The sequence below is a fragment of the Diaphorobacter sp. genome, assembly GCF_050251835.1.
In the GTDB taxonomy this organism is placed as follows: domain Bacteria; phylum Pseudomonadota; class Gammaproteobacteria; order Burkholderiales; family Burkholderiaceae_C; genus JBFXIE01.
The window spans coordinates 1-25415 of the sequence record NZ_JBFWLZ010000024.1 but is presented as its reverse complement, the minus strand read 5'-3'; the positions used below and the strand labels follow the sequence as shown (position 1 = coordinate 25415).

At 65.9% G+C, this 25415-nt stretch carries 24 protein-coding genes and 1 pseudogene; 8 read left to right on the top strand and 17 right to left on the bottom strand.

Annotated elements, in window-relative coordinates; all coding sequences use genetic code 11:
• Positions 1-6: 6 nt before the first annotated feature.
• Together AB7E35_RS09740 and surE are read right to left on the bottom strand one after the other, a co-directional pair.
• Positions 7-783, bottom strand: a complete 777-nt coding sequence (locus AB7E35_RS09740) for a protein-L-isoaspartate(D-aspartate) O-methyltransferase (RefSeq protein ID WP_428163698.1) — start codon at positions 781-783, stop codon at positions 7-9.
• Positions 783-1565, bottom strand: coding sequence for a 5'/3'-nucleotidase SurE (gene surE / locus AB7E35_RS09735; protein ID WP_428163697.1), 783 nt, complete (start codon positions 1563-1565; stop codon positions 783-785). The genes AB7E35_RS09740 and surE overlap by 1 nt, the downstream gene beginning before the upstream one ends.
• Positions 1566-1737: 172 nt before the next feature.
• Here surE and AB7E35_RS09730 point away from each other — a divergent pair, with 172 nt between their 5' ends.
• From AB7E35_RS09730 to AB7E35_RS09720, 3 genes and pseudogenes are all read left to right on the top strand, one after another.
• A complete protein-coding gene (locus AB7E35_RS09730; RefSeq protein ID WP_428163696.1) occupies positions 1738-3261 on the top strand; it encodes a diguanylate cyclase in 1524 nt (507 codons plus the stop codon).
• Between the two features lie 177 nt (positions 3262-3438).
• The gene (gene mutS / locus AB7E35_RS09725) at positions 3439-6093 is read left to right on the top strand and encodes a DNA mismatch repair protein MutS (RefSeq protein WP_428163695.1); all 2655 of its coding nucleotides are present in this window, start codon (positions 3439-3441) and stop codon (positions 6091-6093) included.
• A 57-nt stretch (positions 6094-6150) separates the two neighbouring features.
• Positions 6151-6268: pseudogene (locus AB7E35_RS09720) on the top strand (alpha/beta hydrolase); the annotation flags it as partial.
• Between the two features lie 38 nt (positions 6269-6306).
• Here the strand turns inward: AB7E35_RS09720 and AB7E35_RS09715 are convergent.
• Positions 6307-8178 (bottom strand): DEAD/DEAH box helicase, encoded by a 1872-nt coding sequence (locus tag AB7E35_RS09715; protein ID WP_428163694.1) that lies wholly within the window; start codon positions 8176-8178, stop codon positions 6307-6309.
• A gap of 305 nt (positions 8179-8483) precedes the next feature.
• Positions 8484-9074 carry an oligoribonuclease gene (gene orn / locus AB7E35_RS09710; RefSeq protein ID WP_428163693.1) on the bottom strand — a complete coding sequence of 197 codons (591 nt, stop codon included), beginning with the start codon at positions 9072-9074 and terminating at the stop codon, positions 8484-8486.
• Positions 9075-9112: 38 nt separating this feature from the next.
• On the opposite strand from orn, the gene AB7E35_RS09705 reads away from it, so the two are divergent.
• The 3 genes from AB7E35_RS09705 to rsgA are packed head-to-tail and all read left to right on the top strand — an operon-like array spanning position 9113 to position 11737.
• Positions 9113-10426, top strand: a complete 1314-nt coding sequence (locus tag AB7E35_RS09705; protein WP_428163692.1) for a M48 family metallopeptidase — start codon at positions 9113-9115, stop codon at positions 10424-10426.
• Positions 10423-10761: a 4a-hydroxytetrahydrobiopterin dehydratase gene (locus AB7E35_RS09700; protein ID WP_428163691.1), complete on the top strand. Its 339-nt coding sequence runs from the start codon at positions 10423-10425 to the stop codon at positions 10759-10761. Before AB7E35_RS09705 ends, AB7E35_RS09700 begins: the two co-directional genes overlap by 4 nt.
• 7 nt (positions 10762-10768) lie before the next feature.
• On the top strand, positions 10769-11737 hold the full coding sequence (rsgA, locus tag AB7E35_RS09695) for a ribosome small subunit-dependent GTPase A (protein WP_428163690.1): 969 nt from the start codon (positions 10769-10771) through the stop codon (positions 11735-11737).
• 76 nt (positions 11738-11813) lie between these two features.
• Here rsgA and AB7E35_RS09690 read toward each other — a convergent pair whose 3' ends face one another.
• The 6 genes from AB7E35_RS09690 to rpsP form a co-directional block, all read right to left on the bottom strand.
• Entirely contained in the window at positions 11814-12803 is a 990-nt protein-coding gene (locus tag AB7E35_RS09690) for a CobD/CbiB family protein (RefSeq protein ID WP_428163689.1), read from the bottom strand.
• Between the two features lie 78 nt (positions 12804-12881).
• Positions 12882-13565: a CoA pyrophosphatase gene (locus tag AB7E35_RS09685; RefSeq protein WP_428163719.1), complete on the bottom strand. Its 684-nt coding sequence runs from the start codon at positions 13563-13565 to the stop codon at positions 12882-12884.
• 136 nt (positions 13566-13701) lie between these two features.
• Positions 13702-14085 (bottom strand): 50S ribosomal protein L19, encoded by a 384-nt coding sequence (gene rplS / locus AB7E35_RS09680; RefSeq protein WP_428163688.1) that lies wholly within the window; start codon positions 14083-14085, stop codon positions 13702-13704.
• Positions 14086-14203: 118 nt separating this feature from the next.
• On the bottom strand, positions 14204-14971 hold the full coding sequence (gene trmD / locus AB7E35_RS09675; RefSeq protein WP_428163687.1) for a tRNA (guanosine(37)-N1)-methyltransferase TrmD: 768 nt from the start codon (positions 14969-14971) through the stop codon (positions 14204-14206).
• Between the two features lie 17 nt (positions 14972-14988).
• Positions 14989-15561, bottom strand: a complete 573-nt coding sequence (rimM, locus tag AB7E35_RS09670) for a ribosome maturation factor RimM (protein ID WP_428163686.1) — start codon at positions 15559-15561, stop codon at positions 14989-14991.
• A gap of 91 nt (positions 15562-15652) precedes the next feature.
• A complete protein-coding gene (gene rpsP / locus AB7E35_RS09665; RefSeq protein ID WP_428163685.1) occupies positions 15653-15907 on the bottom strand; it encodes a 30S ribosomal protein S16 in 255 nt (84 codons plus the stop codon).
• 124 nt (positions 15908-16031) lie between these two features.
• Between rpsP and AB7E35_RS09660 the strand changes: the two genes are divergently transcribed.
• Both AB7E35_RS09660 and AB7E35_RS09655 read left to right on the top strand, forming a co-directional pair.
• A complete protein-coding gene (locus AB7E35_RS09660) occupies positions 16032-16559 on the top strand; it encodes an N-acetyltransferase family protein (protein ID WP_428163684.1) in 528 nt (175 codons plus the stop codon).
• Positions 16560-16585: 26 nt separating this feature from the next.
• Positions 16586-17032, top strand: coding sequence for a hypothetical protein (locus AB7E35_RS09655; RefSeq protein WP_428163683.1), 447 nt, complete (start codon positions 16586-16588; stop codon positions 17030-17032).
• 70 nt (positions 17033-17102) lie between these two features.
• Here the strand turns inward: AB7E35_RS09655 and AB7E35_RS09650 are convergent, their stop codons facing one another.
• The 7 genes from AB7E35_RS09650 to mgtA all read right to left on the bottom strand — a co-directional run bounded on the left by AB7E35_RS09650 (position 17103) and on the right by mgtA (position 25413).
• Positions 17103-17465 (bottom strand): DMT family protein, encoded by a 363-nt coding sequence (locus tag AB7E35_RS09650; protein WP_428163682.1) that lies wholly within the window; start codon positions 17463-17465, stop codon positions 17103-17105.
• Between the two features lie 112 nt (positions 17466-17577).
• On the bottom strand, positions 17578-18306 hold the full coding sequence (locus tag AB7E35_RS09645; protein ID WP_428163681.1) for an ABC transporter ATP-binding protein: 729 nt from the start codon (positions 18304-18306) through the stop codon (positions 17578-17580).
• 12 nt (positions 18307-18318) lie between these two features.
• Complete coding sequence (locus AB7E35_RS09640; protein ID WP_428163680.1) at positions 18319-19131, bottom strand: ABC transporter ATP-binding protein; 813 nt, start codon at positions 19129-19131, stop codon at positions 18319-18321.
• A 31-nt stretch (positions 19132-19162) separates the two neighbouring features.
• Positions 19163-20239, bottom strand: coding sequence for an ABC transporter permease subunit (locus AB7E35_RS09635; protein WP_428167474.1), 1077 nt, complete (start codon positions 20237-20239; stop codon positions 19163-19165).
• A gap of 13 nt (positions 20240-20252) precedes the next feature.
• A complete protein-coding gene (locus AB7E35_RS09630) occupies positions 20253-21182 on the bottom strand; it encodes a branched-chain amino acid ABC transporter permease (RefSeq protein WP_428163678.1) in 930 nt (309 codons plus the stop codon).
• 204 nt (positions 21183-21386) lie between these two features.
• The gene (locus AB7E35_RS09625; protein ID WP_428167473.1) at positions 21387-22739 is read right to left on the bottom strand and encodes a replication-associated recombination protein A; all 1353 of its coding nucleotides are present in this window, start codon (positions 22737-22739) and stop codon (positions 21387-21389) included.
• Between the two features lie 106 nt (positions 22740-22845).
• Entirely contained in the window at positions 22846-25413 is a 2568-nt protein-coding gene (mgtA, locus tag AB7E35_RS09620) for a magnesium-translocating P-type ATPase (RefSeq protein WP_428167472.1), read from the bottom strand.
• Positions 25414-25415: the final 2 nt, after the last annotated feature.

Below are 25415 nucleotides of genomic sequence, written 5' to 3'. Positions count from 1 at the left end.
ATTCCTTCAGGCGATTCCAGATTTTAGGGGGACGAAATGCACGGCTTCGAGCACGCTTTGCTTCAGGCCTTGAGATGTTTTGTCAACGACCAGCAACATCTGCTGCCCGCCAGCGCCGGCGATGGGCGCGACTAGCCGCCCGCCTACGGCAAGCTGCTCGCACCAGTGACTGGGGAGATTGTCGCCGCCCGCGGCGGAAATGATGCCCGCATAGGGCGCACCGGCAGCGTAGCCGAGCATGCCATCCCCCAGAATCAGGTGCACATTGGCCAGCCGCAGCGGGCGCAGGTGATCGCGCGCTTTTTCGTGCAGCGCGCGCAGACGCTCGATGGTGTACACCTCGCGCGCCAGCCGCGACAGCACAGCTGCCTGATAACCGCAGCCGGTACCGATCTCCAGTACCCGGCCCAGAGCGTTGGTGCCTGCGCATTGCGCGCCCAGCAGCAACTCGGTCATGCGTGCCACCACGCTGGGCTTGGAAATGGTCTGGCCCAGGCCTATGGGCAGGCTCGTGTCCTCGTAGGCCTGATTCACCAGCGCCGTATCGACAAAGCGATGCCGCTCCACGGCCCCCATGGCTTGCAGCACCGGCGCTGCGGTGATGCCCGATGCCGCGAGCCGCTGCACCATGCGTGCGCGCACTGCCGCCGAATCCAGCCCCACGCCCTGCGGCATGGGCAGCGCGGCAGCGTCACGCTGCGCCCTCTGCGGCACAACCGCGAGCCGCGCCGCAGGCTGCGAGGGCCAGTCGATGCGCGCTGGAAATCCTGGCCGGCGCTGCATCAGGCGACCGTGCCCGGTTCGGCGGCAGGCACCAGACGTGCAGCCGTCTGTGCCCAGTAACCCAGCGCGTCGTGATCGGTCAGATCCACCTTGAGGGGCGTAATGGACACATGCCCATGGGCCGTGGCATGGAAGTCGGTGCCCTCGGCCGCGTCCTTGGCCGGCCCGGCGCCGCCGATCCAGTACATCGTTTCGCCGCGTGGGCTTTGCTGCTCGATGACGCGCTCGGCCGCGTGGCGCCGGCCCAGACGACACAGGCGCAAAGGCCGCAGTGCCTCAAAAGGCATGTTGGGGATGTTGATGTTCAGCAGCCAAGGGGCCTCGCCCACCAGCTTTTGCTGGCACATCTGCTCGACGATCTCGCACGCCTTGCGTGCTGCGGACTCGATCTCGCCCCAGCCCTTGTCCACCTGCGAAAAAGCCATGGCCGGGATGCCGAACAGATACCCCTCCATTGCCGCGCCCACCGTGCCGGAGTAGATGGTGTCGTCGCCCATGTTGGCGCCGTTGTTGATGCCCGAGATCACCAGGTCGGGCCGGTAGCCCAACAGCCCCGTCAGCGCAATGTGCACGCAGTCGGCGGGCGTGCCGTTGACGTAGCGAAAACCATTGGCCGCACGATGCACGTACAGCGGCGAATGCAGCGTCAGGGCGTTGGATTTGGCGCTGTTGTTGTGTTCAGGAGCGACCACCTCGACATCGGCAATGGCTTTGAGTGCTTCATGCAGCGCCACAATGCCTGGCGCCTGGTAGCCGTCATCGTTGGATAAAAGGATTTTCATGGTGACAAAAAATCGGTGAGGCGCATTGTAGGAGGCCATGCCCGCACCCGCGGCGCTGGCGCGTCTGGCGCTCCCGTCGCAGGCGCGGGCACATCTGGCCCGGTCGGCACTATCCAAGCCGGTTACGCTCTGCCACACTGTCCCCGTGTACATCCTCCCCGTCTGCCCTTAGATGGCTCCGCCCAAGTCCCCGTCCGAAATCGCACGCGAAACCCTGAAACAGCTGGCCGCTCGCCGACTGCCCCCCACCCCCGACAACTACCAGGCGCTGTACGAAGAAGTGGCAGGCACCCCCAGCCCGCCGGCCTTTCCGGTGATGCAGCTGCGCCAGATCCTGCGCGTGATTCCAGGGCAGACACCCGTGCAAAAGCGCCTGCTGGGCCAGCTGGAGGCGGCCATCGCCCAGCAGGACTGGTCCCGGCTGCAAAACGTGATCGTCGGCTATGCCAACCTGGGGCTGTCGCCGGTCTCTGCGCCCGAGCCGGTCGAGGCCGTCCCTGCGCACCTGCCGCCCGTGCTGGCGCAGAACCTGGCGCGTCTGGTGGACAACACCCTGCCCGCCCTGGGCCAGGATGACGCCCGTGTACTGGAGCTGGCCACGCAGCTCAGCGCCTTTTTGCGCGCCCCTGCGCCTCCCGTGTCCACGGCCGAGCTGATGCTGGGCAACTTCAACTACCGGCTGTCCTTCGCCGCTGAAGATCAAGCATCCATCCGGATGAACCTGCTCGGGCTGCTGCACCTCGTGTTCGAGAACATCGCCACGCTGAGCGCAGATGACGAGTGGCTGCGCGGCCAGGTCGAGGCGCTGCTGGCGGCCTCCACCCCGCCGCTGACGCTGCGCCGGCTCGACGACGTGCAACGCCGACTCAAAGACGTGATCTTCAAGCAGACCGAGGCCAAGGAGCGCATGGTGCAGGCGCAGGCCCAGGTGCGCGAACTGCTGGCCACCTTCATCGAACGCCTGGCCCAGATGGACGAATCCAGCAGCACCTACAACCAGAAGCTGGAGGACTGCGCCGAGCGCATCGGCCAGGCGACGCAACTGCAGGACATCACCCCCTTGCTGGAAGAAGTCATGGCCACCACCCGCGCCATGGCCCTGAACAGCCGCGTGACCCGCGGCGAACTGCAAGAGCTGCGCGCACGCGCCGAGGCCAAACACGCCGAGGTCGATCAACTGCGGCAAGAGCTGATCCGCGCCAGCACCCAGGCACGGCACGACCCGCTGACCGGCTCACTCAACCGCAAGGGCTTTGACGAAGCCATCGAGCGCGAAATTGCGCGCGCGCGCCGCCAGGACTCACCGCTGTGCGTGGCGCTTCTGGACGTGGACAACTTCAAGACCATCAACGACCGCCTGGGCCACGCCGCCGGCGACGAAGCACTGGTACACCTGGCCCAGGTCACGCGCGAGGTGATGCGGCCCCAGGATCAGCTGGCACGCTACGGCGGCGAAGAGTTCGTCCTGATCCTGCCCGACACCGAGCTGGCCGAAGGCGTGAAGGCCATGGAACGTCTGCAGCGCGAGCTGACCACGCGCTACTTCCTCAAAGACAAAGAGCGCGTGCTCATCACCTTCAGCGCTGGCGTCGTCCAGTTGGAGGGTGAGCAAGACAGCGCAGACGCCCTCCGCCGCGCCGACCAGGCCATGTACCTGGCCAAGCGCGCTGGCAAAAACCGCGTGATGGCCGCCTGAGCGCGTTTTGACGATCAGAGAAGGCCTTGCGCATCATCCCCCTGCCGGGACGGGCAGCGGCGCTTACACTCTGGCCCGTTTTTGGTGGATGCTGGCCGCCAGGCCCTGCAAATAAGGCGCCGTGACGAGGCCATGCGCCACCATCCACGCACAGCCCCCAAGGAAACACGCACCACGATGACCGGCAACACCGCGCCCGCACCGCGCCCCGCCGAGGCCGACCTGCGCCACCACACGCCGATGATGGCGCAATACCTGGCCCTCAAGGCCGGCTACCCCGACACGCTGCTGCTCTACCGCATGGGCGATTTTTACGAGCTGTTCTGGCACGACGCCGAAAAGGCCGCGCGCCTGCTCGACATCACGCTCACGCAGCGCGGCCAGTCGGCTGGCCAGCCGGTGGTGATGGCGGGGGTGCCCTTCCATGCGCTCGAAACCTACCTGGCCCGCTTGATCAAGATGGGCGAATCGGTGGCCATTGCCGAGCAGGTAGGCGACGTGGCCACGGCCAAAGGACCCGTCGAGCGCAAGGTGGTGCGCGTGGTCACCCCTGGCACACTGACCGATACCGAGCTGCTGTCCGACAAGTCCGAATCACTGCTGCTGGCCGTGCACCAGGCACCGCGCGCGCGCTGCGGCCTGGCGTGGCTCAGCGTGACGCAGGGCCGCGTGCTTCTGGCTGAATGCGCGCTGGGCGAGCTCGGCGCCTGGCTGGCGCGCGTGGCGCCCAGCGAGCTGATCTACAGCGCGGGCGTGACCGACCGCTTTGAACAGCAGCTACAGGCACTGCGCCAGTCGGGCGCCCTCTCCTGCCCCCTGAGCCCCCGGCCCGACTGGCAGTTTGACGGCGCCCTGGGCGTGCGCAAGCTGCTCGAACACCTGGGTGCATCCAGCCTGCAGGCCTGGGGCGCACAAGACCTGGGCGATGCCCATGCCGCCGCTGCCGCGCTGCTGCAATACGCCGAACACACACAGGGCCGCCAGCTCACCCATGTGCACAGCGTGCAGGTGCAGCGCGAGGGCGACCTGATCGACCTGCCCGCCAGCACGCGGCGCAACCTCGAACTGGTCAAGACGCTGCGCGGCGATGATGCGCCGACGCTCTTTTCGCTGCTCGACACCTGCATGACCGGCATGGGCAGCCGCCTGCTGAAAACCTGGCTGCTCGAACCCCGGCGCGACCGCACCGAGGCGCGCCAGCGCCTGTCAGCCACCACCGCCCTGCGCGGTGCGGGTGGCGCCGGTAGTGGCTCAGCCCCCTGGGCCAGCTTGCGCGCAGAACTCAAAGGGGTGAGCGACGTAGAGCGCATCACCGCCCGCGTTGCGCTGCGCCAGGTACGCCCGCGCGAACTCGTGGGCTTGGCCAAAACGCTACAAAAAGCAGAGCTGCTAGCGTTGAATGGACAAGCGCCAGAGCCCTATTTGGCTGAAATTTTCAGCCACCTGCAACCGCCCGAAGGGTGCACACAGTTGCTGCAACGCGCCATTGCCGAAGAGCCCGCCGCACTGGTGCGCGACGGCGGCGTGATCGCCAGCGGTTTTGATGCCGAACTGGACGAACTGCGTGCCATCCAGACCAACTGCGACGCCTTTTTGCTCGACCTGGAAACGCGCGAGAAAGCGCGCACCGGCATTCCCAACCTGCGCGTGCAGTTCAACAAGGTGCACGGCTTCTACATCGAAGTGACCGGCAGCCACCTCGACAAAGTACCCGAAGACTACCGCCGCCGCCAGACGCTGAAAAACGCCGAGCGCTTCATCACGCCCGAGCTGAAAACGTTTGAGGACAAGGCGTTGTCGGCCAGCGAGCGCGCACTGGCCCGCGAGAAATGGCTGTACGAACAGGTGCTGGACCAGCTCCAGCCGCACATCCCCCAGCTAACCCGCCTGGCCCAGGCGCTGGCCACGCTGGACGCGCTGTGCGCCCTGGCCGAGCGCGCGCTCACGCTGGGCTGGTGCGCACCACAGTTCGTGCCCGAGCCCTGCATCGAGATCGAGGCCGGCCGCCACCCCGTGGTGGAGGCGCGCCTGGCCGAGGTCTCGAGCGGCGCCTTCATCGCAAACCACACGCGACTGAACGCCAACACGCGCATGCAGATCATCACCGGGCCCAATATGGGCGGTAAATCGACCTACATGCGGCAGGTGGCACTCATCGTGCTGCTGGCCAGCATGGGCAGCCATGTGCCCGCCGCCAGTTGCCGGCTGGGGCCGATCGACGCCATCCACACCCGCATTGGCGCGGCCGACGACCTGGCCAATGCGCAGTCCACCTTCATGCTGGAGATGGTGGAGGCCGCGCAGATATTGCACGCCGCCACGCCGCACAGTTTGGTGCTGATGGACGAAATTGGCCGCGGCACCAGCACCTTCGACGGCCTGGCCCTGGCCAGCGGCATCGCCACGCACCTGCACGACAAGACCCGCGCCTTCACGCTGTTTGCCACGCATTACTTCGAGCTGACCGAGCTGCCCGCCAAGGCACGCCACGCCGTCAACATGCACGTAGCCGCGGCCGAGGCGGGCACCGACATTGTCTTTCTGCACGAATTGCAACCCGGCCCCGCCAGCCGCAGCTACGGCATCCAGGTGGCCAAACTAGCCGGCGTGCCCGCACCGGTGCTGCACCACGCACGCCATGCGCTGGCGGCGCTCGAAGAACGCGCCGGCGAAGGCGAACTGCAGGTGGACCTGTTTGCCCAGCCCCCGGAGCCCGAGGTGACGGCCCACAGCCCTGTCGAAGCCGCGCTGGCCACCATCCACCCCGACCAGCTCAGCCCACGGGAGGCGCTGGACGCGCTGTACCAGCTCAAGAACCTGGCGGGGCATTGACACCCCAGGCGTGAACGCCCCAGCTGGCGCCAGAGGCCAAAGGGGGAATCAGGCAAGGGTATGGACATGACGCGGCGCGTCACCTGCGGGCGCATCACGATGCTGGACGGCAGCCACTGGTTTCCCATGGCACTCCCTGGAAAGGGCTGCCGCCATCCAAGCCACGCTGCTGAATCCGGCGTGGGCTTTCAGGCCGTCGCTGAAGATACGTGATCAGCGGCTGGTGCGCGGCGCCGAGCGCTTGCGTGCGTCGTGCGGCACAAAGGGTTTGCCGGCGCCCTGGGGCTTGCCGTACGCAGCTGGCCGCCCAAAGTCACCGCGCGGCGCTGCCGAGCCAGTGCCATTGCCGCGGCCGGTATCGCCAAAGCCGCTCTTGCGCCCGAAGCCCTCGGCATCACGGCGGCCGCCGTAGCTGCCACCTCGCGCGCCGCGGTCACCACCGGGGCCATTGCGATCTGCAAACCCGCCGCGATCCGCAAAGCCGTTGCGGTCACCAAAGCCGGCACGGTCGCCGGGGCCCTTGCGGTCCGCAAAGCCGTTGCGATCGCCAAAGCCGCCGCGATCGCCATGACCGCGGTCATTGCCGCCACGGCCAAATCGCTGGTCGCGCGAGCCGCGGCCCGCGCCAGGCCCACGTCCGCCAAAGTCAGGACGCGACTGAGGGGGGCGCTGCACAGGCTCCAGGCCGGCCACCACGTCGGCCTTGAATTGCTGGCGGCTGTAGCCTTCGATGTCGGAGATGCGGCGACGGTCGCGGAATTCGGCAAACGTGACGGCCAGGCCCTGGCGACCGGCGCGGCCGGTGCGGCCGATGCGGTGGGTGTAGTCCTCGGCCTTCATGGGCAGACCGAAGTTGAAGACGTGGGTGATGGTGGGCACGTCGATGCCGCGTGCGGCCACGTCGGTGGCCACCAGGATCTGCACCTGGCCGTTGCGCAGCGCCATCAGGCGGCGGTTGCGCAGACCCTGGCTCAGGGCGCCGTGCAGCGCGACGGCAGAAAAGCCCTCTTGCTGCAGGTCGTTGGCCAGCCCGTCGCACTCCACCTGGGTGCTGGCGAACACGATGGCCTGGTCGATGGAGGTGTCGCGCAGCCAGTGGTCCAGCAGCTTGCGCTTGTGCTGGGCGTTGTCGGCCCAGTACAGCATCTGCTTGATGTTGGCGTGCTTTTCCTGGGGCGAGTCGATCTGGATTTTCTTGACCGAGGCGCCACCGTCGTGCATCACGCGCATGGCCAGCTGCTGGATGCGCGGCGCGAACGTGGCGCTGAACATCATGGTCTGCTTGCGCTGAGCGGTGAGCTGGTTGATCTCGGCCAGGTCGTCGGAGAAGCCCAGGTCGAGCATGCGATCGGCCTCGTCCACCACCAGAAACTGCACCTGATCGAGCTTGATCTGCATGGAGCGCTGCAAGTCCAGCAGGCGGCCCGGCGTGGCCACCACCAGGTTGGCGTTTTGCAGCTTGGCAATCTGCAGCTGGTAAGGAATGCCACCCACCACGTTGGCGATACGCAGGCCCTTGCAGTGCTTGACCAGCCCGATGGCGTCTTGCGCCACCTGCTGGGCCAGCTCGCGCGTGGGGCACAGAATCAGCGCGCCGGGCGTGGCCGCCTTGAAGTTGCGCGGCTGCAGGGGGTTCTTGCGCTTGGCACGCTTGGGGGCTGCCTCGCCGCGCGCGGCGGCGTCGGCTGCGGCGCGCTCGAATGCGGCGCGTTCGGCGGCTTCAGCCTCGGCCTGCTGGCGAACCAGCGTATGCAGCACGGGCAGCAAAAAGGCGGCGGTCTTGCCGCTACCCGTCTGGCTGGACACCATCAGGTCGATGAACTGGGCGTCTTCGCCCGAGCCCATGGCCAGCGGAATGGCGCGGGTCTGCACCTGCGTGGGCTCGGTGTAGCCCAGGTCGGCCACAGCCTGCACCAGTTCGGGCGCCAGGCCCAGCTCGATGAAACCTGCCGGCAAGGCAGGCGCAGCGGCGGCGGGAGTGGAAACAGACCCGGAAACGGGGCCGGAATCAGGCGCCTCAAATGAAGCGGCCATAGAGGATTGTGCAGGCGCGATTTCGCCCTGCAGGTGCATGGTATCTGTCATGTCGTATGTGGAAGCGCGCGGATGCAATCCGCGGCGGCTTCGTCAGTGGTTCATCAAAACATCAACCATCTAACGAAACCTGCGCCGGCAAAGGGGCCGGGCGGGTGGGCTATTGATGCAGACACCAAAACAGCAAAAGCTGTTTTATGAGTGGCTTGCAGCCCAGTGTGAGAAGGGAGATGCGCAAATATTGCGCTATGCGGGCAGCCCGTGCTTGAAATTGCGTGGGCTTGCTGATCGTGTTAACGCAAGCCGGCGATTATCACACGTTCCGGGTTTTCCCGCAAACAATTATGAAAGTAGCGTTACACCGCCAGCAGATGGGTGCGGTAATGCTGCAACTCGTCGATGGACTCGTGCACATCGGCCAGGGCCGTGTGGCGCTGCGCTTTTTTGAAAGAGTTGTAGGCGTCGGGCTTCCAGCGTTTGGCCAGTTCCTTGAGGGTGCTCACGTCCACGTTGCGGTAGTGAAAGTACGCCTCCAGCTTGGGCATGTACTTGACCAGAAAGCGCCGATCCTGCCCGATGCTGTTGCCGCACATGGGCACCACGCCTTTGGGCACATATTTCTTGAGGAAGGCGAGCAGTTCGCGCTCGGCATCGGCCTCGGTGATGGTAGAGGCGCGCACCTTCTCGATCAGGCCGCTGCGCCCGTGCGTGCCTTTGTTCCAGGCATCCATGGCATTCAGAACGGCGTCGGCTTGATGGATGGCAAAGACCGGCCCCTCCACACGTTGCGTCAGGTCAGCGCTGGTGACGACCACGGCGATCTCCAGCAGGCGTTCGGTTTCGGGGTTGAGGCCGCTCATTTCACAGTCCAGCCAGACAAGGTTCTGGTCAGATTTGGCAAGGACGGCGGCAGTGGGGTTGGCAGCAGGGTTGGCGGTATCAGACATGCAGGCAATTGTCGCCGATGGCCTAAACTCCCGCGCTCATGCCTCCCACCAACGCCTCTTTTCTCGCACCCTCCACCCTGACGACGCTGGTCTTTGCCGCCCTGCTGCTGGCGGGACTGGCGCTACGCCTGTGGCTGGTCTCGCGCCAGGTGCGCCACGTGGCCCGGCATCGCGGCGTCGTGCCCGCGGCCTTCACCCACCGCATCCCGCTGGCCGCGCACCAGAAGGCTGCCGACTACACCATTGCCAAGGCACGCTTTGGCCTGCTGGAGATGGCACTGACCACCGCCGTGGTGCTGGGCTGGACGCTGCTGGGTGGGCTGGATGCACTCAACCAGGCGCTGCTGGACTGGCTGGGCGGCGGCATGGTGCAGCAGTTGGCGCTGCTGGCCTGCTTTGCGCTGATTGGCGGCTCCATCGACCTGCCGGTCGCGCTGTACCAGACCTTCGTGATCGAACAGCGCTTTGGCTTCAACCAGATGACGCTGCGCCTTTGGCTGGCAGACCTGTTCAAGTCCACGCTGCTGGGCGCCGTTATCGGCCTGCCAATGGCGGCGCTCGTCCTCTGGCTGATGGGCACAGCGGGGCCGCTGTGGTGGCTGTGGGCCTGGGGCACCTGGATGGGCTTCAATCTGTTGCTGATGGTAGTGTTTCCGCTATTCATTGCGCCACTGTTCAACAAGTTTCAACCGCTGCAGGACGAGTCTCTGAAGGCGCGCGTCACGGCACTGATGCAGCGCTGCGGCTTTGCGGCCAAGGGGCTTTTTGTGATGGATGGCAGCCGCCGCAGCGCGCATGCCAACGCCTACTTCACAGGGTTTGGCGCCGCCAAGCGCGTGGTTTTCTATGACACGCTGCTCAAGCAGCTATCGCCGGGTGAGGTCGAAGCCGTACTGGCGCATGAGCTGGGCCACTTCAAGCACAAGCACATCACGCGCCGCCTGATCGGCATGTTCGCCATCAGCCTGACAGGCTTCGCGCTGCTGGGCTGGCTTTCCGCGCGCGCCTGGTTCTACACGGGGCTGGGCGTGCAGCCCAACCTGATGCTGCCCGGCCTGCCGGGTGGCGCGCCCAACGACGCGCTGGCGCTGCTGCTGTTTTTGCTGGCGGCACCGGTATTCACAGTGTTTGTCACGCCGCTGCTGGCGCAGATTTCGCGCCGCCACGAGTTTCAGGCCGACGCCTACGCGGCCACCCAGAGCAGTGGCGCCGACCTGGCATCTGCACTGCTCAAGCTCTACGAGGACAACGCCTCCACGCTGACGCCTGATCCGGTGTACGCCAGGTTCTACTACTCCCACCCGCCTGCCACGGAGCGCCTGGCGCGCCTGCCCGCAGCCTTGCAGCCATGAGCTCAATGTTGATAAAAAAAGACTGGTCAGCCCATACCCGCCGCGCGCTGAAAGCTACAGAAATCGTAGCAAAAATGGTCGATCTTCAAGATTGGCAACTGTCCGGGGATGGTGCCGAACTGGCCCTGGAGAAGACCTTCCGCTTTGCCAACTACCACGAGACGATTGCGTTTGTGAACGCCGTGGCCTTCATTGCGCACACGCAAGACCACCACCCCGATCTATCGGTGCATTACAACCGCTGTGTGGTGCGCCTGAACACGCACGACGTGGGTGGCATTTCTGCCACCGACATCGACTGCGCCGCGCGTATCGACGCGTTGCTGGCCGACTGAGAACCCCATGAGCCCCCCCCCAGCACACCTCGAAGGCCTGGTGGTCGCCAGCCACGGCCGCCATTGCGTGGTCGAAAGCCCGGGTGGCGAGCGCCGCATCTGCCACCCCCGCGGCAAGAAAAGCCAGGCCGTCGTGGGCGACCGCGTGCTGTGGCAGCCCGCCGCGCCCGGCCAGGGCCGAGGACAGGGCGACGAAGGCACCATCGAGCGGGTGCTGGAGCGGCGCAACCTGCTGTACCGCCAGGACGAGGTGCGCACCAAATCATTTGCGGCCAACCTGGATCAGGTGCTGATCCTGATAGCGGCCGAGCCCGTATTCTCCGAAAGCCAGCTTGCGCGCGCCCTCATTGCCGCCGAGGCCGCGCACATCACGCCGCTGATCGCACTCAACAAAAGCGACCTGGTCGAGCCCTTCGCCCGCGCCTGGGAGCGTCTGTGGCCCTACCGGCACATGGGCGGGGAGCAAGACACGCGGCACCACTACCGGGTGCTGCCGCTGTCGCTGACCGAATCGGGCGCAGTGGATCGCGATGTGCTGATGCCGCTGCTGGCGGGCAAGACCACGCTGGTGCTAGGCCCCTCGGGCTCGGGCAAAAGCACGCTGGTCAACCTGCTGGTGCCCGGCGCTGCAGTGCAGACGGGAGAGATCTCGCAGGCACTCAACTCAGGCCGGCACACCACCACCACCACCACGCTGTACTGGATTGACGCACAGCGCACCACGGCGCTGATTGACTCCCCCGGTTTTCAAGAGTTTGGCCTGCGTCACATCGCCCCGCCCGATCTGGCGCGCCACATGCCCGACATTGCCGCGCATGCGGGCGGCTGCCGCTTCTACAACTGCACCCACCTGCACGAACCCGGCTGCGCCGTGATGGCGCAGGTGCGCGAAGGACGGGACGCAGAGGCCATCAGCCCACAGCGCCACCGCATCTATGGCGAGCTGTTTGCAGAGCTGAGCCAAAGCCCGTATTGACCGCTTGTTCGGGATCTTTGCAACCCCGGCAGCCCGGCCACTGCCTGCATGCGCCAGGCACAGGCGCGGGCAGCTGTCACCCCAGCAACCGTGCAAAGGTGAGCAGCGCCAGCAACAGCATCCACACCACCACCGACCGCCAGACCAGACCCACCACGCTTCGCAGGTGGCCCACCTCGGGCTCGCGGCCGGGGGTGAAGTCGCTGTCGCCGATCTCGGCATCGGCCTCGAAACCCGGCTGCACCGGCGCCCCGGCACGGCTGCGCAGCGCCTCGCCACCCAGACGAACATTGATGGCCCCGGACGTGGCTGCCAGCACCACACCGTCGTTGTCGTTGGGAAAGCGCTGAGCATGAAAACGCCAGCCTTCGATGGCTTCCTCGAAGCTGCCCACCACCGCGAAACACAGCGCCGTCAGCCGCGCGGGCAGCCAGTCGATCACCATCCATGCCTGGGCTGACGCCTGCTGCAGCGACGCGCTGGGCGGATGCGTCGTGGCTGCGCCGACGCGCGCACTCCAGTGGCGCGACGCAAACTCTGCCATCCGGTACAGCACCGCCCCGGTGGGCCCCAGCCCCAGCGCGGCAAGGATGGAAAACCATGCCAGCACGCCAAACACATGGCGGTGCGCCGCGATCACCGAATGCTCGATGACGTGGCGCACGATCTCGCTGCGCGGCAGCTCGCTGGCGTCCACCTGCTTCCATTGCGCCAGGCGGGCACGAGCATCGGCGGCGTCGCCCTCTTCCAGCGCGTCACGTATGCCGGTGAAGTGGTAGCTGAATTGGCGAAAGCCCAGCGTCACGTAGAGCACCGCCACGTTCCACAGCAACGCAAGCGGCCAGCCCAAAAAATAGAAAAGCGCCCAATGCACCCCCAGCACCACCAGCGGCGGCACCAGCACTCCCATGCTCCAGGCCACCCAGCCGTGGTGCGCCTGGCCCGCGTCGAAATTGCGGCCGACCGACAGCGCCCAGGCACGCAAACCTTCGTGGATGGGATTGCTGCGGGCAAGGGGGCGTGCCTGCTCGATCAGCAAAGCGAACAGGATGGCAAAGAAACTCATGCGGCAATCATACTGGCGCCTGTTGACGCGCTTGTGCACATGCTGTGACCCCGCGCCAGCCCGCCACCAGAAGGCCCTTCAGGCCATCAGGAAACGATAGAAGTTGCGCAGCATGCCTGCGGTGGCGCCCCAGATGTAGCGCGTCCTGGCACCGTCCTGGTAGGGCATGGCGAACCACTCGCGCCGCAGCCCCTGCCACTGCAGCGCATGGCGCTGGTGGTGTGCAGGGTTGAGCAAGAAGTCCAGCGGCACCTCGAACACGTCAGCCACCTCATGCGGATTGGGCTGGAGCGTAAAACCTGGTCGCACCAGCGCCACCACTGGCGTGACGACAAAAGCGCTGCCCGTGATGTAGGTGGACAAGCTGCCCAGCACCTCGACGCGGGCGGACTCCAGGCCCACCTCTTCCTGTGCCTCGCGCAGTGCGGTAGCGGCCGCGTCGCGGTCTTCGGGGTCGCTGCGCCCGCCCGGGAAGGCCACCTGTCCGGAATGGGTGGACAAGTGCGCCGTGCGCTCTGTAAGCAGCACCGTGGGCCGCTCGCGCAGCACGATCGGCACCAGCACCGCAGCCAGTGCGGGCTCGCGCTCCATGAACTTGCGCTCGCGTTGCACCTCGGGCACCCAGGGCGGCGGCGCGGCAAAGCGCTGGCGCAACGCCTCGGGCGTCTGGGCTTGCGCCGGCACTGCGGGCAGATGGTCATCCACCCCCACCAGCGGCACGTCGCGCGGGTCGAAATGAGGCAGTGCGGACAGTGCCGGCATGACTGGCGCAGCGTCTTCGGAGCGAGGGCGTGGGGAGTTCACGGCGGGTTCTCTGGCGATGAAGCGGAAACAAAAAAGCCGCCACAGGCTTTCGCACTGTAGCGGCTCGATGGCACAGATGCCGACGCTGCGGGATTTACGCGGCGGTGGCAGCGGGCTTGATGCGGGACGGCAGCTTTTCCTTGATACGTGCCGACTTGCCGCTGCGCTCGCGCAGGTAATACAGCTTGGCACGGCGCACGTCGCCACGGCGCTTGACTTCGATGCCGGCGATCAGCGGGCTGTAGGTCTGGAACGTGCGCTCCACGCCTTCGCCACTGGAGATCTTGCGCACCGTGAAGCCGCTGTTCAGGCCGCGGTTGCGCTTGGCGATCACCACGCCTTCGTAGGCCTGCACACGCTTGCGGGTGCCTTCCACCACGTTCACGCTGACGATGACGGTGTCGCCGGGCGCAAATGCAGGAATGGTCTTGTTCAAGCGGGCGATTTCTTCCTGCTCGAGAATCTGAATCAGGTTCATGGCTAGTTTTCCAACGATCGTGTCCGCGCCAGAATTGGCTTGGCGCCCCTATTGGCGCCTTGTGGCTATGAAGGACTATGGCTCATAGCGGCCGGCCAGAGGATCGAAAAGCCCGCGATTATAGCGCGGCTTGGTTTTGCGCCAAAACCGCCTCGTCCGCGCGCGTGAGCTGCCCGCGCTCGCGCGCAGCCTGCAGCAAATCCGGACGGTGGCGCGCGGTGATCAAAAGGCGCTGATCGCGCCGCCAGCGCTCGATGTGCGCATGGTGGCCCGACAGCAGCGGCGCGGGCACGGCGCGGCCCGCCCACTCCTCTGGCCGGGTGTAGTGCGGGCAGTCCAGCAGGCCGTCCAGCGCGGGGTTGAAACTGTCCAGCTGATGGCTACCCTCGTCATGCAGCACGCCCGGCTGCAGGCGCGCCACGGCATCCAGCAGCGCCATGGCCGCGATCTCGCCGCCCGAAAGCACAAAGTCGCCCAGGCTGATCTGCACATCGACATGGGCGTCGATGAAGCGCTGATCCACGCCTTCGTAGCGCCCGCACAGCAACACGGCGCCCGCGCCCGCAGACCATCCCTGCACGGCCGCGTGATCCAGGCGCTGACCAATCGGGGAGAACAGCACCAGCGGTGCCTGGGCGCCCTCCGCCTCGGCGCGGTCGGCGCGGATGGCCGCCAGGCAGCGCGACAGGGGTTCGGCCATCATGACCATGCCCGGGCCGCCGCCAAACGGGCGGTCATCCACGCGGCGGTAGTTGCCGTCAGCATGGTCGCGTGGGTTCCACAGCCGCACCTGCACCTGGCCCGACGCGTAGGCGCGCCGCGTCACGCCGCTGGCAAGAAACGGCCCGAACAGCTCGGGAAACAGGGTGATGACGTCAAAACGCATGGCGTGGATCGATTGGCTCAGTAGTCGGGCTGCCAGTCCACGGTGATGCAGCGCCCGGCCAGATCCACCTTGTCCACATAGGCGGACACGAAGGGAATCATGCGCTCGTGCGATTTGCCCTCGTGCTCGTAGGTCAGCACCAGCGTGGTTTGCGGCCCGGTGGGCAGCAGGTCGCGCACCGTGCCCAGCACCACGCCCTCGCGGTTGACCACGGCCAGGCCGATCAGGTCCACCCAGTAATACTCGTCATCACCCGCGGCCGGAAAGGCAGCACGCGAGACGAAGATGCGCGCGCCGCGCAGCGCCTCGGCAGCGTCCCGGTCGTCCACACCCTGCGCCCAGGCCACGACGGAGTCGGAATGCGTGCGCGCCTGGCGGATGGGCAGCTGCACGGTGCCGGCAAAAAAGCTCTTGCCACCCTTTTCCGCGGGCTGCAGCAGCCAGGATTTGGCGGCCAGCAGCGCCTCGGGGTCGTTGCTGTAGGGCAGCACCTTGAACCAGCCCTTCACGCCCCAGGCATCGGTGATGCGGCCTACCTCCACGGCGTCGTCGGGCAGTTGTGCGGGTTCCAGAACGGGCAGCTGGGGCATGGCGGCAATAAAACGGGTTGGCGACAAATAAAAAAGGCGGGTTCCGTCAGTTTTACCAACGGAGCCCGCCCTTAGAGGGACTGCGAAAAAATCAGGCAGCCAGCTGCTTGGCGGCTTGCTTGATCAGACGCTCCACGGTGGGAGAGGGTTGCGCGCCCACGCCCGTCCAGTAGGTCAGGCGATCCTGGGCGATGCGCAGGCCTTCCTCACCGCCCTTGGCGGAAGGGTTGTAGAAACCCAGGCGCTCGATGAAGCGGCCGTCGCGGCGCACGCGCTTGTCGGCGACAACGATGTTGAAAAACGGACGGCCCTTGGAGCCGCCGCGGGAGAGTCGAATGACGACCATAATGAATCCTTCGGGTGGTGAGCAGCACGGGCTGCACGAGTTTTTGCGGCGTTTGAGACACGCGACTTGGCCACCCGGCCAGCGACACGCTGCAAAGCCCGCGATTATATCCACAACGCAAAAAATGCCCACCATCCGCGCCAGCCGGGACGACGACGTCACCGCCATTACCGCCATCTACGCCCACCACGTGCTGCACGGCACGGGCACCTTCGAGATCGACCCACCCACGGCGCAGGACATGGCGGCGCGCCGCGCCGACGTGCTGGCCAAGGGGCTGCCCTACCTGGTGGCCGAAGACGCGGGGCGGGTGCTGGGCTTTGCCTACTGCAACTGGTTCAAGCCGCGCCCGGCCTATCGTTTTTCAGCCGAAGACTCGATCTACGTGGCCGACGACTTGCGCGGCCAGGGTCTGGGCCGCCTGCTGCTCGATGCCCTGGCCGCGCAGGCCGAGGCCGCGGGGGTGCGCCAGCTGCTGGCGGTGATTGGCGACTCAGCCAATGCCGGCTCCATCGGGCTGCACCGCGCCGCGGGCTTTACCGAAGCGGGCGTGATGCGCTCGGTGGGCTGGAAGTTCGGCGCCTGGCGCGACATCGTGCTGATGCAAAAGCCCCTGGGCGCGGGCGACAGCACCGCCCCCGAAGCCTCCTGATCACGCCGCGCCAATAATCACCGTACATGAAGAACAAGACCATCGCCGCCTGGCTCGCCTTTGTGGGCGGCCCCCTGGGACTGCACCGCTTTTACCTGCATGGCCTGGGCGACCTGCCCGGCTGGCTGCTGCCAGTGCCCACGGCGCTGGGGGTGTACGGCCTGCAGCGCGTGCAGCAGTGGGGGCAGGACGACCAGCTCAGTTGGGCGCTGATTCCGCTGCTGGGCTTCACCATCGCGGGCTGCGCGCTGCGCGCCATCGTGTACGGGCTGATGCCTGCCGAGAAATGGAACGCGCGCTTCAACCCCGCTGCCGCGCCCGACGCGCCGCCGGGGCGCACCCACTGGTTCACGGTGTTTGCCATCGGCTTGTCGCTGCTGGTGGGCACCACGGTGCTAATGGCCAGCATTGCCTTCAGCTTCCAGCGCTACTTTGAATACCAGATCGAGGAAGCGCGCAAAATTTCACAATAAAAAGTGCCTGTAGCGCTTATGAATCAAGCGCTGAAAGCTCTTTATTTAATAGCAATTTTCGCAGCGACCATCAGGCGCTACGAAAGATGAAATACACCGCACCCACCAGACACAGCCCCGCCCACAGGTAGTCCCACTTCAGCGGCTCGTTCATGTAGAACACCGCAAAGGGCACAAACACCGTCAGCGTGATCACCTCCTGCATGATCTTGAGCTGCCCCAGGCTGAACTGCGTGTGGCCGATGCGGTTGGCCGGCACCTGCAACAGGTATTCGAACAGCGCAATGCCCCAGCTGACCAGCGCCGCCACGTACCAGGGCGCGGTGGCCAGGTTCTTCAGGTGGCCGTACCAGGCAAAGGTCATGAAGACATTGCTGGCCACCAGCAGCAAGATGGTTTGCAGGGGAATGGGCAGGGACTGCAGGGTGTGCATGGCGCATCAATACTGTTTACAAGCCAAATCGCACTCTAGCGCATATGCAACAAGCGCGAGCAGCTATGAAAAACAAAGCACTGCAGCGCTGAATACCCTCACTCGCCCAGCCTCACTCACCCAGGTAGGCAGCGCGCACGCGCGGGTCGTGCAGCAGCTCCTGGCCCGCGCCGGTCATGGTGATCAGGCCCGACTCCATCACGTAGCCGCGGTCGGCAATGGCAAGGGCCCGGCTGGCGTTTTGCTCCACCAGCACGATGGTCACGCCCAGCGCATACACATCGCGCACTACTTCAAAAATTTTGTCCACCATGATGGGCGACAGGCCCATGGAGGGCTCGTCGAGCAGCAGCACCCTGGGCTGGCTCATCAGCGCGCGGCCCATGGCCAGCATTTGCTGCTCGCCGCCCGACATGGTGCCTGCCAGCTGATCCTTGCGCTCGCGCAGGCGCGGAAAGATGGTGAACATTTTTTCGATGTCGGCGGCAATGCCCGCCTTGTCGCGGCGCGTGTAGGCGCCCATCAGCAGGTTTTCGGTGATGGTCATGCGCGCGAACACGCCGCGTCCCTCGGGCACCATCACCAGGCCCTGCCTGACCAGGTCCCACGCGCCCTTGCCCCGAATGCTGCGCCCCAGGTATTCGATGTCGCCGTCGTTCATGCCCAGCGTGCCGGTGATGGCCTTCATGGTGGTGGTCTTGCCGGCGCCGTTGGAGCCGATCAGCGACACCAGCTCGCCCTCGCGCACTTCAAAGTCCACACCCTTGACGGCCTGGATGCCACCGTAGGCCACCTTCAGGCCCCTGACCTGCAGCAAAACGGGTTTGTTTTCTTCGACCATTGCTCGCATCCCTCAGTGCCCACCGGTGCCCAGGTAGGCCTCGATCACTTTGTCGTTTTTCTGCACGTCGGCGGGCGCGCCCTCGGCAATCTGCTTGCCGTAGTCCAGCACCGTGACGCGGTCGCACAGGCCCATCACCAGCTTCACGTCGTGCTCGATCAGCAAGATGGTGCGGCCGTCGTTGCGGATGCGGTCGATCAGCGCGCGCAGCTGCACCTTTTCGGTGGCGTTCATGCCGGCGGCGGGCTCGTCCAGGGCGATCAGCTGCGGGTCGGTGGCCAGCGCCCGGGCAATCTCCAGGCGGCGCTGGTCGCCATAGCTCAGCGTGCGCGCCTTGTAGTCGGCCAACTTGCCGATGCCCACGTAGTCCAGCAGCTCTTGGGCGCGCCGGGCAATGGCCGCCTCTTCTGCCTTGAAGCTTGGGGTGCGCAAGATGGCACCCAGCAGGCCGGAGCGCGTGCGCACATGCCGCCCGACCATCACGTTCTCCAGCGCCGTCATGTCGGCAAACAGGCGAATGTTCTGGAAGGTGCGCGCAATGCCCGCCCTGGCCACCAGGTGCACTGCCTTGGGCTCGTAGGGCCGGCCCGCCAACTCAAAGCTGCCCGTATCGGGCGTGTATAGGCCGGTGATGACGTTGAAGAACGTCGTCTTGCCCGCGCCGTTGGGGCCTATCAGGCCGTAAATCTGGCCGCGCCGGATGGTGATGCCGACGTCCGCCAGCGCCTGCAGACCGCCAAAACGCTTGGAAATGCCGGCCACTTTCAGCACCACCGGATTGCCGTCGTCTGCGGTGTTGCGTGCCTGGTCGCTTGTGTCTGCCATGTGTTTGCTTTGCCGGTTTTTGCCACAAGCTTCAGGACTTGCGGGCCAGGCTCTTGCCATGCTCGGGCGCGGGCCACAGCCCCCGCGGGCGCAGCAGCATGACGGTGATCATGGCCAGCGCAATCAGCAGCTGGCGCAGGATGGATGCGTCCAGCCGCCCGTCGGTCATGGCCTGCAGCGGGCCGGCCACATAGCGCAGCACCTCGGGCAGTGCGGACAGCAGCACCGCGCCCAAAATCACGCCAGGAATGTGGCCAATGCCGCCCAGCACCACCATGGCGACGATCATCACCGACTCCATCAGGCTGAACGACTCGGGCGACACAAAGCCCTGGAAGGCGCCAAACATCGCCCCCGCCACGCCGCCAAACGACGCGCCCATGCCAAAGGCCAGCAGCTTCATGTTGCGCGTGTTGATGCCCATGGCCTTGGCGGCGATTTCGTCCTCGCGAATGGCCATCCATGCGCGGCCGATGCGCGAGTCTTGCAGCCGGTAGCACACCACAACGGTCACCAGCACCAGCGCCAGAAACAGGTAGTAGTAGAGCGTGACGGAGTTGATGTCGTAGCCCAAAAGCTCCAGCCGCCTGCCCAGGTCCAGCCCAAAAATCTTGACCGAATCAATCTGCCCCAGGCCCTTGGGGCCGTTGGTGATGTTGACCGGATGATCCAGGTTGTTCAGAAAGATGCGGATGATCTCGCCAAAGCCCAGCGTGACGATGGCCAGGTAGTCCCCACGCAGCTTGAGCACCGGAATGCCCAGCAGCACCCCCGTGGCCGCCGCCAGCACCAGGGCCAGCGGTATCACCAGCCACAGCGACAGGTGCAGCCCATCGGGGAACTGCGCGGCAAACCAGGCAAAGTTGTCCGCCAGGTGCGGCGATGCCAGCAGGCCGAACATGTAGGCGCCCACGGCATAAAACGCCACATAGCCCAGATCCAGCAGGCCCGCGTAGCCCACCACGATGTTCAGGCCCAGGGCCAGCATCACGTACAGCAGCGCCAGGTCGGCAATGCGCACCCAGGCGTTGCCGAAATACTGCAGCACCAGGGGCAGCACCAGCAGCGCGATGGCGCCAAGAATCCACTGGATTTTGTTGTTCTTCATGGCTGCTGGCTCCTCAGGCGCGGTCGGCCACGCGCTCACCCAGCAGGCCCGAGGGGCGCAGCGTCAGGATGATGATGAGCACGATGAAGGCGAAGATGTCGGTGTAGTGGCTGCCCAGCACCCCGCCCGTGAGAGTGCCGATGTACCCCGAGCCAATCGCCTCGATCAGCCCCAGCAGCAGGCCGCCCACCACCGCGCCCGCCAGGTTGCCAATGCCGCCAAACACCGCCGCGGTGAACGCCTTGAGTCCCGGCAAAAAACCCATGGTGTGCTGCGCCGTGCCGTAGTTGGACGCCCACATGATGCCGGCAATGGCCGCCAGCACCGCGCCGATGATGAAGGTGGCCGAGATGACCATGTCGGGCTTGACGCCCATCAGCGCTGCCACGCGCGGGTTCTCGGCCGTGGCGCGCATGGCCCGGCCCAGCCGCGTGTAGTTGACCAGGTACACCATGGCGGCCAGCGCCACCACCGTCACGCCCAGAATCAGCAGTTGCGTGGTGGTGATGACCGCGCCGCCCACCTGCAGCGGCGCCGAGGGCAGCAGCGTGGGATAGGGCTTGTAGTTGGGCTTCCAGATGATCATTGCCAGCGCCTGCAGCAGGATGGACATGCCGATGGCGGTAATCAACGGCGCCAGGCGTGGGCTGTTGCGCAGCGGCCGGTAGGCGATCTTTTCGATGGTGAAGTTAAGCGCCGCCGCCACCACGCAGGCAATCAAGGTGGCCAGCAGCAAAATGGCCCAGCCGGGCGCACCGGGCATGGCCTGCTGCATCAGGCCAATGCAGCTCCAACTGGTAAGCGCCCCCACCATCAGCACCTCGCCATGCGCAAAGTTGATCAGCTGGATGATGCCGTACACCATGGTGTAGCCCAGGGCTATCAAGGCGTACATGCTGCCCAGAACCAGACCATTGATGATCTGCTGCAGCAAGATGTCCATAAATCAGGTCCTTTGTCGTGCCACGGGCGCCCTGGCAAGGCACCGCCCATCGGTGCTGCTTTGCGCGCCTGTCGGTCAACCAGCAAAAAACCCGCCAGTCAAAGGCCTGCGCGGGTTTGGTGCAAGAATTTTGTCACGGGATGTGCGGCGCCGAACCAGCGTTCGGACGGTGTTTTCCCTTGCTTGCAAGGTGTGCTTGCCGGGTCAATCGCGCTGCGGCGGATCGGCCGCCGCCGCATTGCGCGCGCGCAGCTCCTGCAGCTTCTGGCCGATCTTGATCTCCAGCCCGCGCGGCACGGGCGCGTAAAAGCCCGGCGGCTCCATGCCGTCGGGCAGATAGGTTTCACCGGCGGCAAAGCCGCCCTCCTCGTCGTGCGCGTAGCGGTAGTCGCGGCCGTAGTCCAGCTGCTTCATCAGCTGCGTGGGCGCGTTGCGCAGGTGCAGCGGCACGGGCCGCGTGCTGTCTTGCTTGACGAAGGCGCGGGCCTTGTTGTAGGCCATGTAACCCGCGTTGCTCTTGGGCGCCACGGCCAGGTAGATGACGGCCTGCGCCAGGGCCAGCTCGCCCTCGGGCGAGCCCAGGCGCTCGTAGGTCTGCGCGGCCTCGTTGGCGATCTGCATGGCGCGCGGGTCGGCCAGGCCAATGTCCTCCCAGGCCATGCGCACGATGCGCCGCGCCATGTAGCGCGGGTCGGCCCCGCCGTCGAGCATGCGCACCAGCCAGTACAGCGCGGCGTCGGGGTCGGAGCCGCGCACCGACTTGTGCAGCGCGCTGATGGTGTCGTAGAACTGCTCGCCGCCCTTGTCGTAGCGGCGCATGCGTTCGCCCAGCACCTTGATCACCCAGGCGTCGGTGATCTCGGGCAGCTTGTCCTGCGCGGCCGCCATGGCCAGGGTCTCCAGCGTGTTGAGCAGGCGCCGCGCATCGCCATCGGCATAGGCCACCAGCCGGTCAATAGCTATATTTTCGATAGCTGGCAGCGCTTGTTCCGCCTGGGCCAGAGCCACAATTTGCTTTAGCTCGTCGATGGACAGCGGTTGCAGCACATATACCGCGGCGCGCGACAGCAGGGCGGAATTGACCTCGAACGACGGGTTCTCGGTGGTGGCGCCAATGAAGGTGAACAGCCCGCTTTCGACGTGCGGCAAGAAGGCGTCCTGCTGGCTCTTGTTGAAGCGGTGCACCTCATCGACGAACACGATGGTGCGCTGCGGCTCCTGGATCAGCGAGCCCTGCGGCCCCGCGTGCAGCCCGCCGCGGGCGTTTTCTGCCAGCTGCACCGCGTCACGGATGTCTTTGACGCCGCCCAGCACGGCGCTGATGCTGATGAACTGCGCATCGAACGCATCGGCCATCAGGCGCGCAATGGTGGTCTTGCCCACGCCCGGCGGCCCCCACAGGATGCAGCTGTGCGGGCGCCCCGATTCAAACGCCAGCCGCAGCGGCATGCCCGGCCCCAGCACATGCTGCTGGCCGATCACCTCGGCCAAGGTGCGCGGGCGCAGGCGTTCAGCCAGGGGTTGGTGGGCGGAGTGCAAGGGCTTCACGGTTGGCATGGGGAGCAGACGCCGATGGTAGCGGCCAAACCGTTCTCCTCGATCAACCCGGGCAAAATCAGGCCCTAACGCCCTTCCACCTTGCGCGAGCAGCTATCAAAAATGATCAGTGCGCCAGAGGCCCGACGCTTGCGGCCCGTGCGCGATGGCCCGACAGACGGCGGTAGAACCAGCGCTTGATGACTTCAACCAGGGTCAGATAGACCACCATCAGCCCGGCCAGCAGACCAAAAAATGCGGGCGGCAGCGGCTCAAAGCCCAGCACAGTCGCCAGCGGGGTGAACGGCAGAACCATCGCCAGGCCCACGATGGCGAGCGACGTCAGCAATAAGGCAGGATGCGGCCGGCTCTGGAAGGGGCTGCCGCGCGTGCGAATGACGAAGATCACCAGCACCTGCGTGGCCAGCGACTCGACGAACCAGCCGGTGTGGAACAGCCGCTCGTCGGCATTGAGCACCTTCAGCAGCAGCCAGAAGGTGAGGAAGTCGAAGACCGAACTGATCGGGCCGATGCTCATCATGAAGTTGCGGATGAAACCCATATCCCAGCGGCGCGGACTGACCAGGTCTTCCTCGTCCACATGGTCCAGCGGCAGCGGCAGCTCCGACAGGTCATACAGAAAATTGTTGAGCAAAATCTGCAGCGGCAGCATCGGCAGGAAGGGCAGGAACAGCGTGGCTGCGGCCATGCTGAACATGTTGCCGAAGTTGGAGCTGGTGGCCATCATGATGTACTTCAGCACGTTGCCAAACGTGCGCCGGCCCTCGCGGATGCCGGCATGCAGCACGTTGAGGTCGTTTTCCAGCAAGATCATGGCGGCGGCCTGCTTGGCCACGTCAACCGCGCTGTCCACCGAGATGCCGACGTCGGCCGTGTGCAAAGAAGGCGCGTCGTTGATGCCGTCGCCCAGGTAACCCACCACATGGCCACGCGCCTTCAGAGCCAGCAGCACGCGATTTTTCTGCTGCGGGTTGGCGCGCGCGAACAGGTTGACGTCTTCCACGCGGGCGCGCAGGGCGTCATCGTTCATGGCGCCGATCTCGGCGCCGGTGAGTACGCCGGTGACCTCGATGCCCAGCTCGGCAAACACATGGCGCGCCACCTGCTCGTTGTCGCCCGTGATGATCTTCACCGCTACGCCCGCGGCGGCCAGCGCCTGCAGCGCGGGTTTGGCGCTGGCCTTGGGCGGATCAAGAAAGGCAGCGAAGCCGGCGAACACCAGCTCGCTCTCGTCATCCACCACGGCATCGACCAGCGTCTCGGGCTCGCGCTTGTAGGCCACGGCCAGCACGCGAAAGCCCTCGGCGCCCAGGCGATCGAACAGCGCCTGGACCCGTGCCCGCGCCGCATCATCGAATGTTTTTGGCTGCTGACCCACGCCTGGCAAGCGCGAGAAGCTATCAACTTCATAGTGCGTGCACAGGCGCAGCACGTCTTCCGGCGCGCCCTTGACGACCAGCAGCCGGTCGCTGCCCGGATCGTCGCGGCGCTCCACCAGCACGGACACGCGGCGCCGCTCGAAGTCGAACGGCACCTCGTCGATCTTGGTCCAGCCCGACACGTCGATGTGCTGGTGCGCCAGGATGGCGTCGTCCATCGGGCTTTTCAGGCCGCTTTCAAAATAGCTGTTCAGGTAGGCCAGCTCCAGCACCCTGTCGCTGTCGGCGCCCTGCGCATCGACGTGCCTTTCCAGCCGGATGCGCGCCTCGGTCAGCGTGCCAGTCTTGTCGGTGCACAGCACATCCATCGCGCCCATGTCCTGGATCGCGGTCAGGCGCTTGACGATCACCTTCGCCTCTGCCATGCGCATCGCCCCGCGCGCCAGCGTGACCGACACCACCATCGGCAGCAGCTCGGGCGTCAGGCCCACGGCCAGCGCCACCGCAAACAGGAAGGATTCGAGCAGCGGCCGGTGAAAGGCCACGTTGACCAGCAGCGTGAACAGCACCAGCAGCAGCGTCAGCCGCATGATGAGCAGCCCGAACTGGCGCGTGCCGATCTCGAAGGCAGTGGGCGGCGGCGGTTTTTCCAGGCTGGTGGCAATCTGGCCGATGGCGGTGCGCTTGGCGGTGCGCATCACCAGCGCGCGCGCCGAACCGCTGACCACCGAGCTGCCCATGAAGATGGCGCTGTCGGCCTCGGCATCCCAGGCCGCGTCCTCCACCGGGGGGCCTGCGTGCCGCTCCACCGGATAGGGTTCGCCCGTCAGCAGCGCCTGGTTGACGAAGAAGTCCTTGGCCTCCAGCACCTGCGCATCGGCCGCAATCAAGTCACCCGCCGACAGCAGCAGCACGTCACCGGGCACCAGGTCGGCGGCCGGCAGCTCCTGCGGCTGGCCGTCGCGCAGCACCTGCACCTTGAGCGCGACCTGCAAGGCCAGCTTTTGTGCCGCCTGTCCGGCGCGATGTTCCTGCACGAAGTCGAGCACCACAGACAGCAGCACCATCACCACGATCACCGCAGCGCTGGTGGCGTCGCCAGTGGCGGCCGATATGGAACTGGCCGCCAGCAAAACCAGCACCAGCGGGTTGCGAAAACGCGCCAGCAGCTGCAGCAGCAGATTCTGGCGCCGGGGCTTGAGCTGGTTGGTGCCGAATTGCGCCAGCCGCTGCGCCGCCTGGGCGCTGGTCAGGCCTGCGCTGGCGGCTGGTGGCTCCACGTTGTCCAGGGTCATCG

Coding starts and splice junctions, on each gene's coding strand:
- AB7E35_RS09740 (WP_428163698.1), bottom strand. CDS start 783: ATGCAGCGCCGGCCAGGATTTCCAGCGCGCATCGACTGGCCCTCGCAG.
- surE (WP_428163697.1), bottom strand. CDS start 1,565: ATGAAAATCCTTTTATCCAACGATGACGGCTACCAGGCGCCAGGCATT.
- AB7E35_RS09730 (WP_428163696.1), top strand. CDS start 1,738: ATGGCTCCGCCCAAGTCCCCGTCCGAAATCGCACGCGAAACCCTGAAA.
- mutS (WP_428163695.1), top strand. CDS start 3,439: ATGACCGGCAACACCGCGCCCGCACCGCGCCCCGCCGAGGCCGACCTG.
- AB7E35_RS09715 (WP_428163694.1), bottom strand. CDS start 8,178: ATGACAGATACCATGCACCTGCAGGGCGAAATCGCGCCTGCACAATCC.
- orn (WP_428163693.1), bottom strand. CDS start 9,074: ATGTCTGATACCGCCAACCCTGCTGCCAACCCCACTGCCGCCGTCCTT.
- AB7E35_RS09705 (WP_428163692.1), top strand. CDS start 9,113: ATGCCTCCCACCAACGCCTCTTTTCTCGCACCCTCCACCCTGACGACG.
- AB7E35_RS09700 (WP_428163691.1), top strand. CDS start 10,423: ATGAGCTCAATGTTGATAAAAAAAGACTGGTCAGCCCATACCCGCCGC.
- rsgA (WP_428163690.1), top strand. CDS start 10,769: ATGAGCCCCCCCCCAGCACACCTCGAAGGCCTGGTGGTCGCCAGCCAC.
- AB7E35_RS09690 (WP_428163689.1), bottom strand. CDS start 12,803: ATGAGTTTCTTTGCCATCCTGTTCGCTTTGCTGATCGAGCAGGCACGC.
- AB7E35_RS09685 (WP_428163719.1), bottom strand. CDS start 13,565: ATGCCGGCACTGTCCGCACTGCCTCATTTCGACCCGCGCGACGTGCCG.
- rplS (WP_428163688.1), bottom strand. CDS start 14,085: ATGAACCTGATTCAGATTCTCGAGCAGGAAGAAATCGCCCGCTTGAAC.
- trmD (WP_428163687.1), bottom strand. CDS start 14,971: ATGCGTTTTGACGTCATCACCCTGTTTCCCGAGCTGTTCGGGCCGTTT.
- rimM (WP_428163686.1), bottom strand. CDS start 15,561: ATGCCCCAGCTGCCCGTTCTGGAACCCGCACAACTGCCCGACGACGCC.
- rpsP (WP_428163685.1), bottom strand. CDS start 15,907: ATGGTCGTCATTCGACTCTCCCGCGGCGGCTCCAAGGGCCGTCCGTTT.
- AB7E35_RS09660 (WP_428163684.1), top strand. CDS start 16,032: ATGCCCACCATCCGCGCCAGCCGGGACGACGACGTCACCGCCATTACC.
- AB7E35_RS09655 (WP_428163683.1), top strand. CDS start 16,586: ATGAAGAACAAGACCATCGCCGCCTGGCTCGCCTTTGTGGGCGGCCCC.
- AB7E35_RS09650 (WP_428163682.1), bottom strand. CDS start 17,465: ATGCACACCCTGCAGTCCCTGCCCATTCCCCTGCAAACCATCTTGCTG.
- AB7E35_RS09645 (WP_428163681.1), bottom strand. CDS start 18,306: ATGGTCGAAGAAAACAAACCCGTTTTGCTGCAGGTCAGGGGCCTGAAG.
- AB7E35_RS09640 (WP_428163680.1), bottom strand. CDS start 19,131: ATGGCAGACACAAGCGACCAGGCACGCAACACCGCAGACGACGGCAAT.
- AB7E35_RS09635 (WP_428167474.1), bottom strand. CDS start 20,239: ATGAAGAACAACAAAATCCAGTGGATTCTTGGCGCCATCGCGCTGCTG.
- AB7E35_RS09630 (WP_428163678.1), bottom strand. CDS start 21,182: ATGGACATCTTGCTGCAGCAGATCATCAATGGTCTGGTTCTGGGCAGC.
- AB7E35_RS09625 (WP_428167473.1), bottom strand. CDS start 22,739: ATGCCAACCGTGAAGCCCTTGCACTCCGCCCACCAACCCCTGGCTGAA.
- mgtA (WP_428167472.1), bottom strand. CDS start 25,413: ATGACCCTGGACAACGTGGAGCCACCAGCCGCCAGCGCAGGCCTGACC.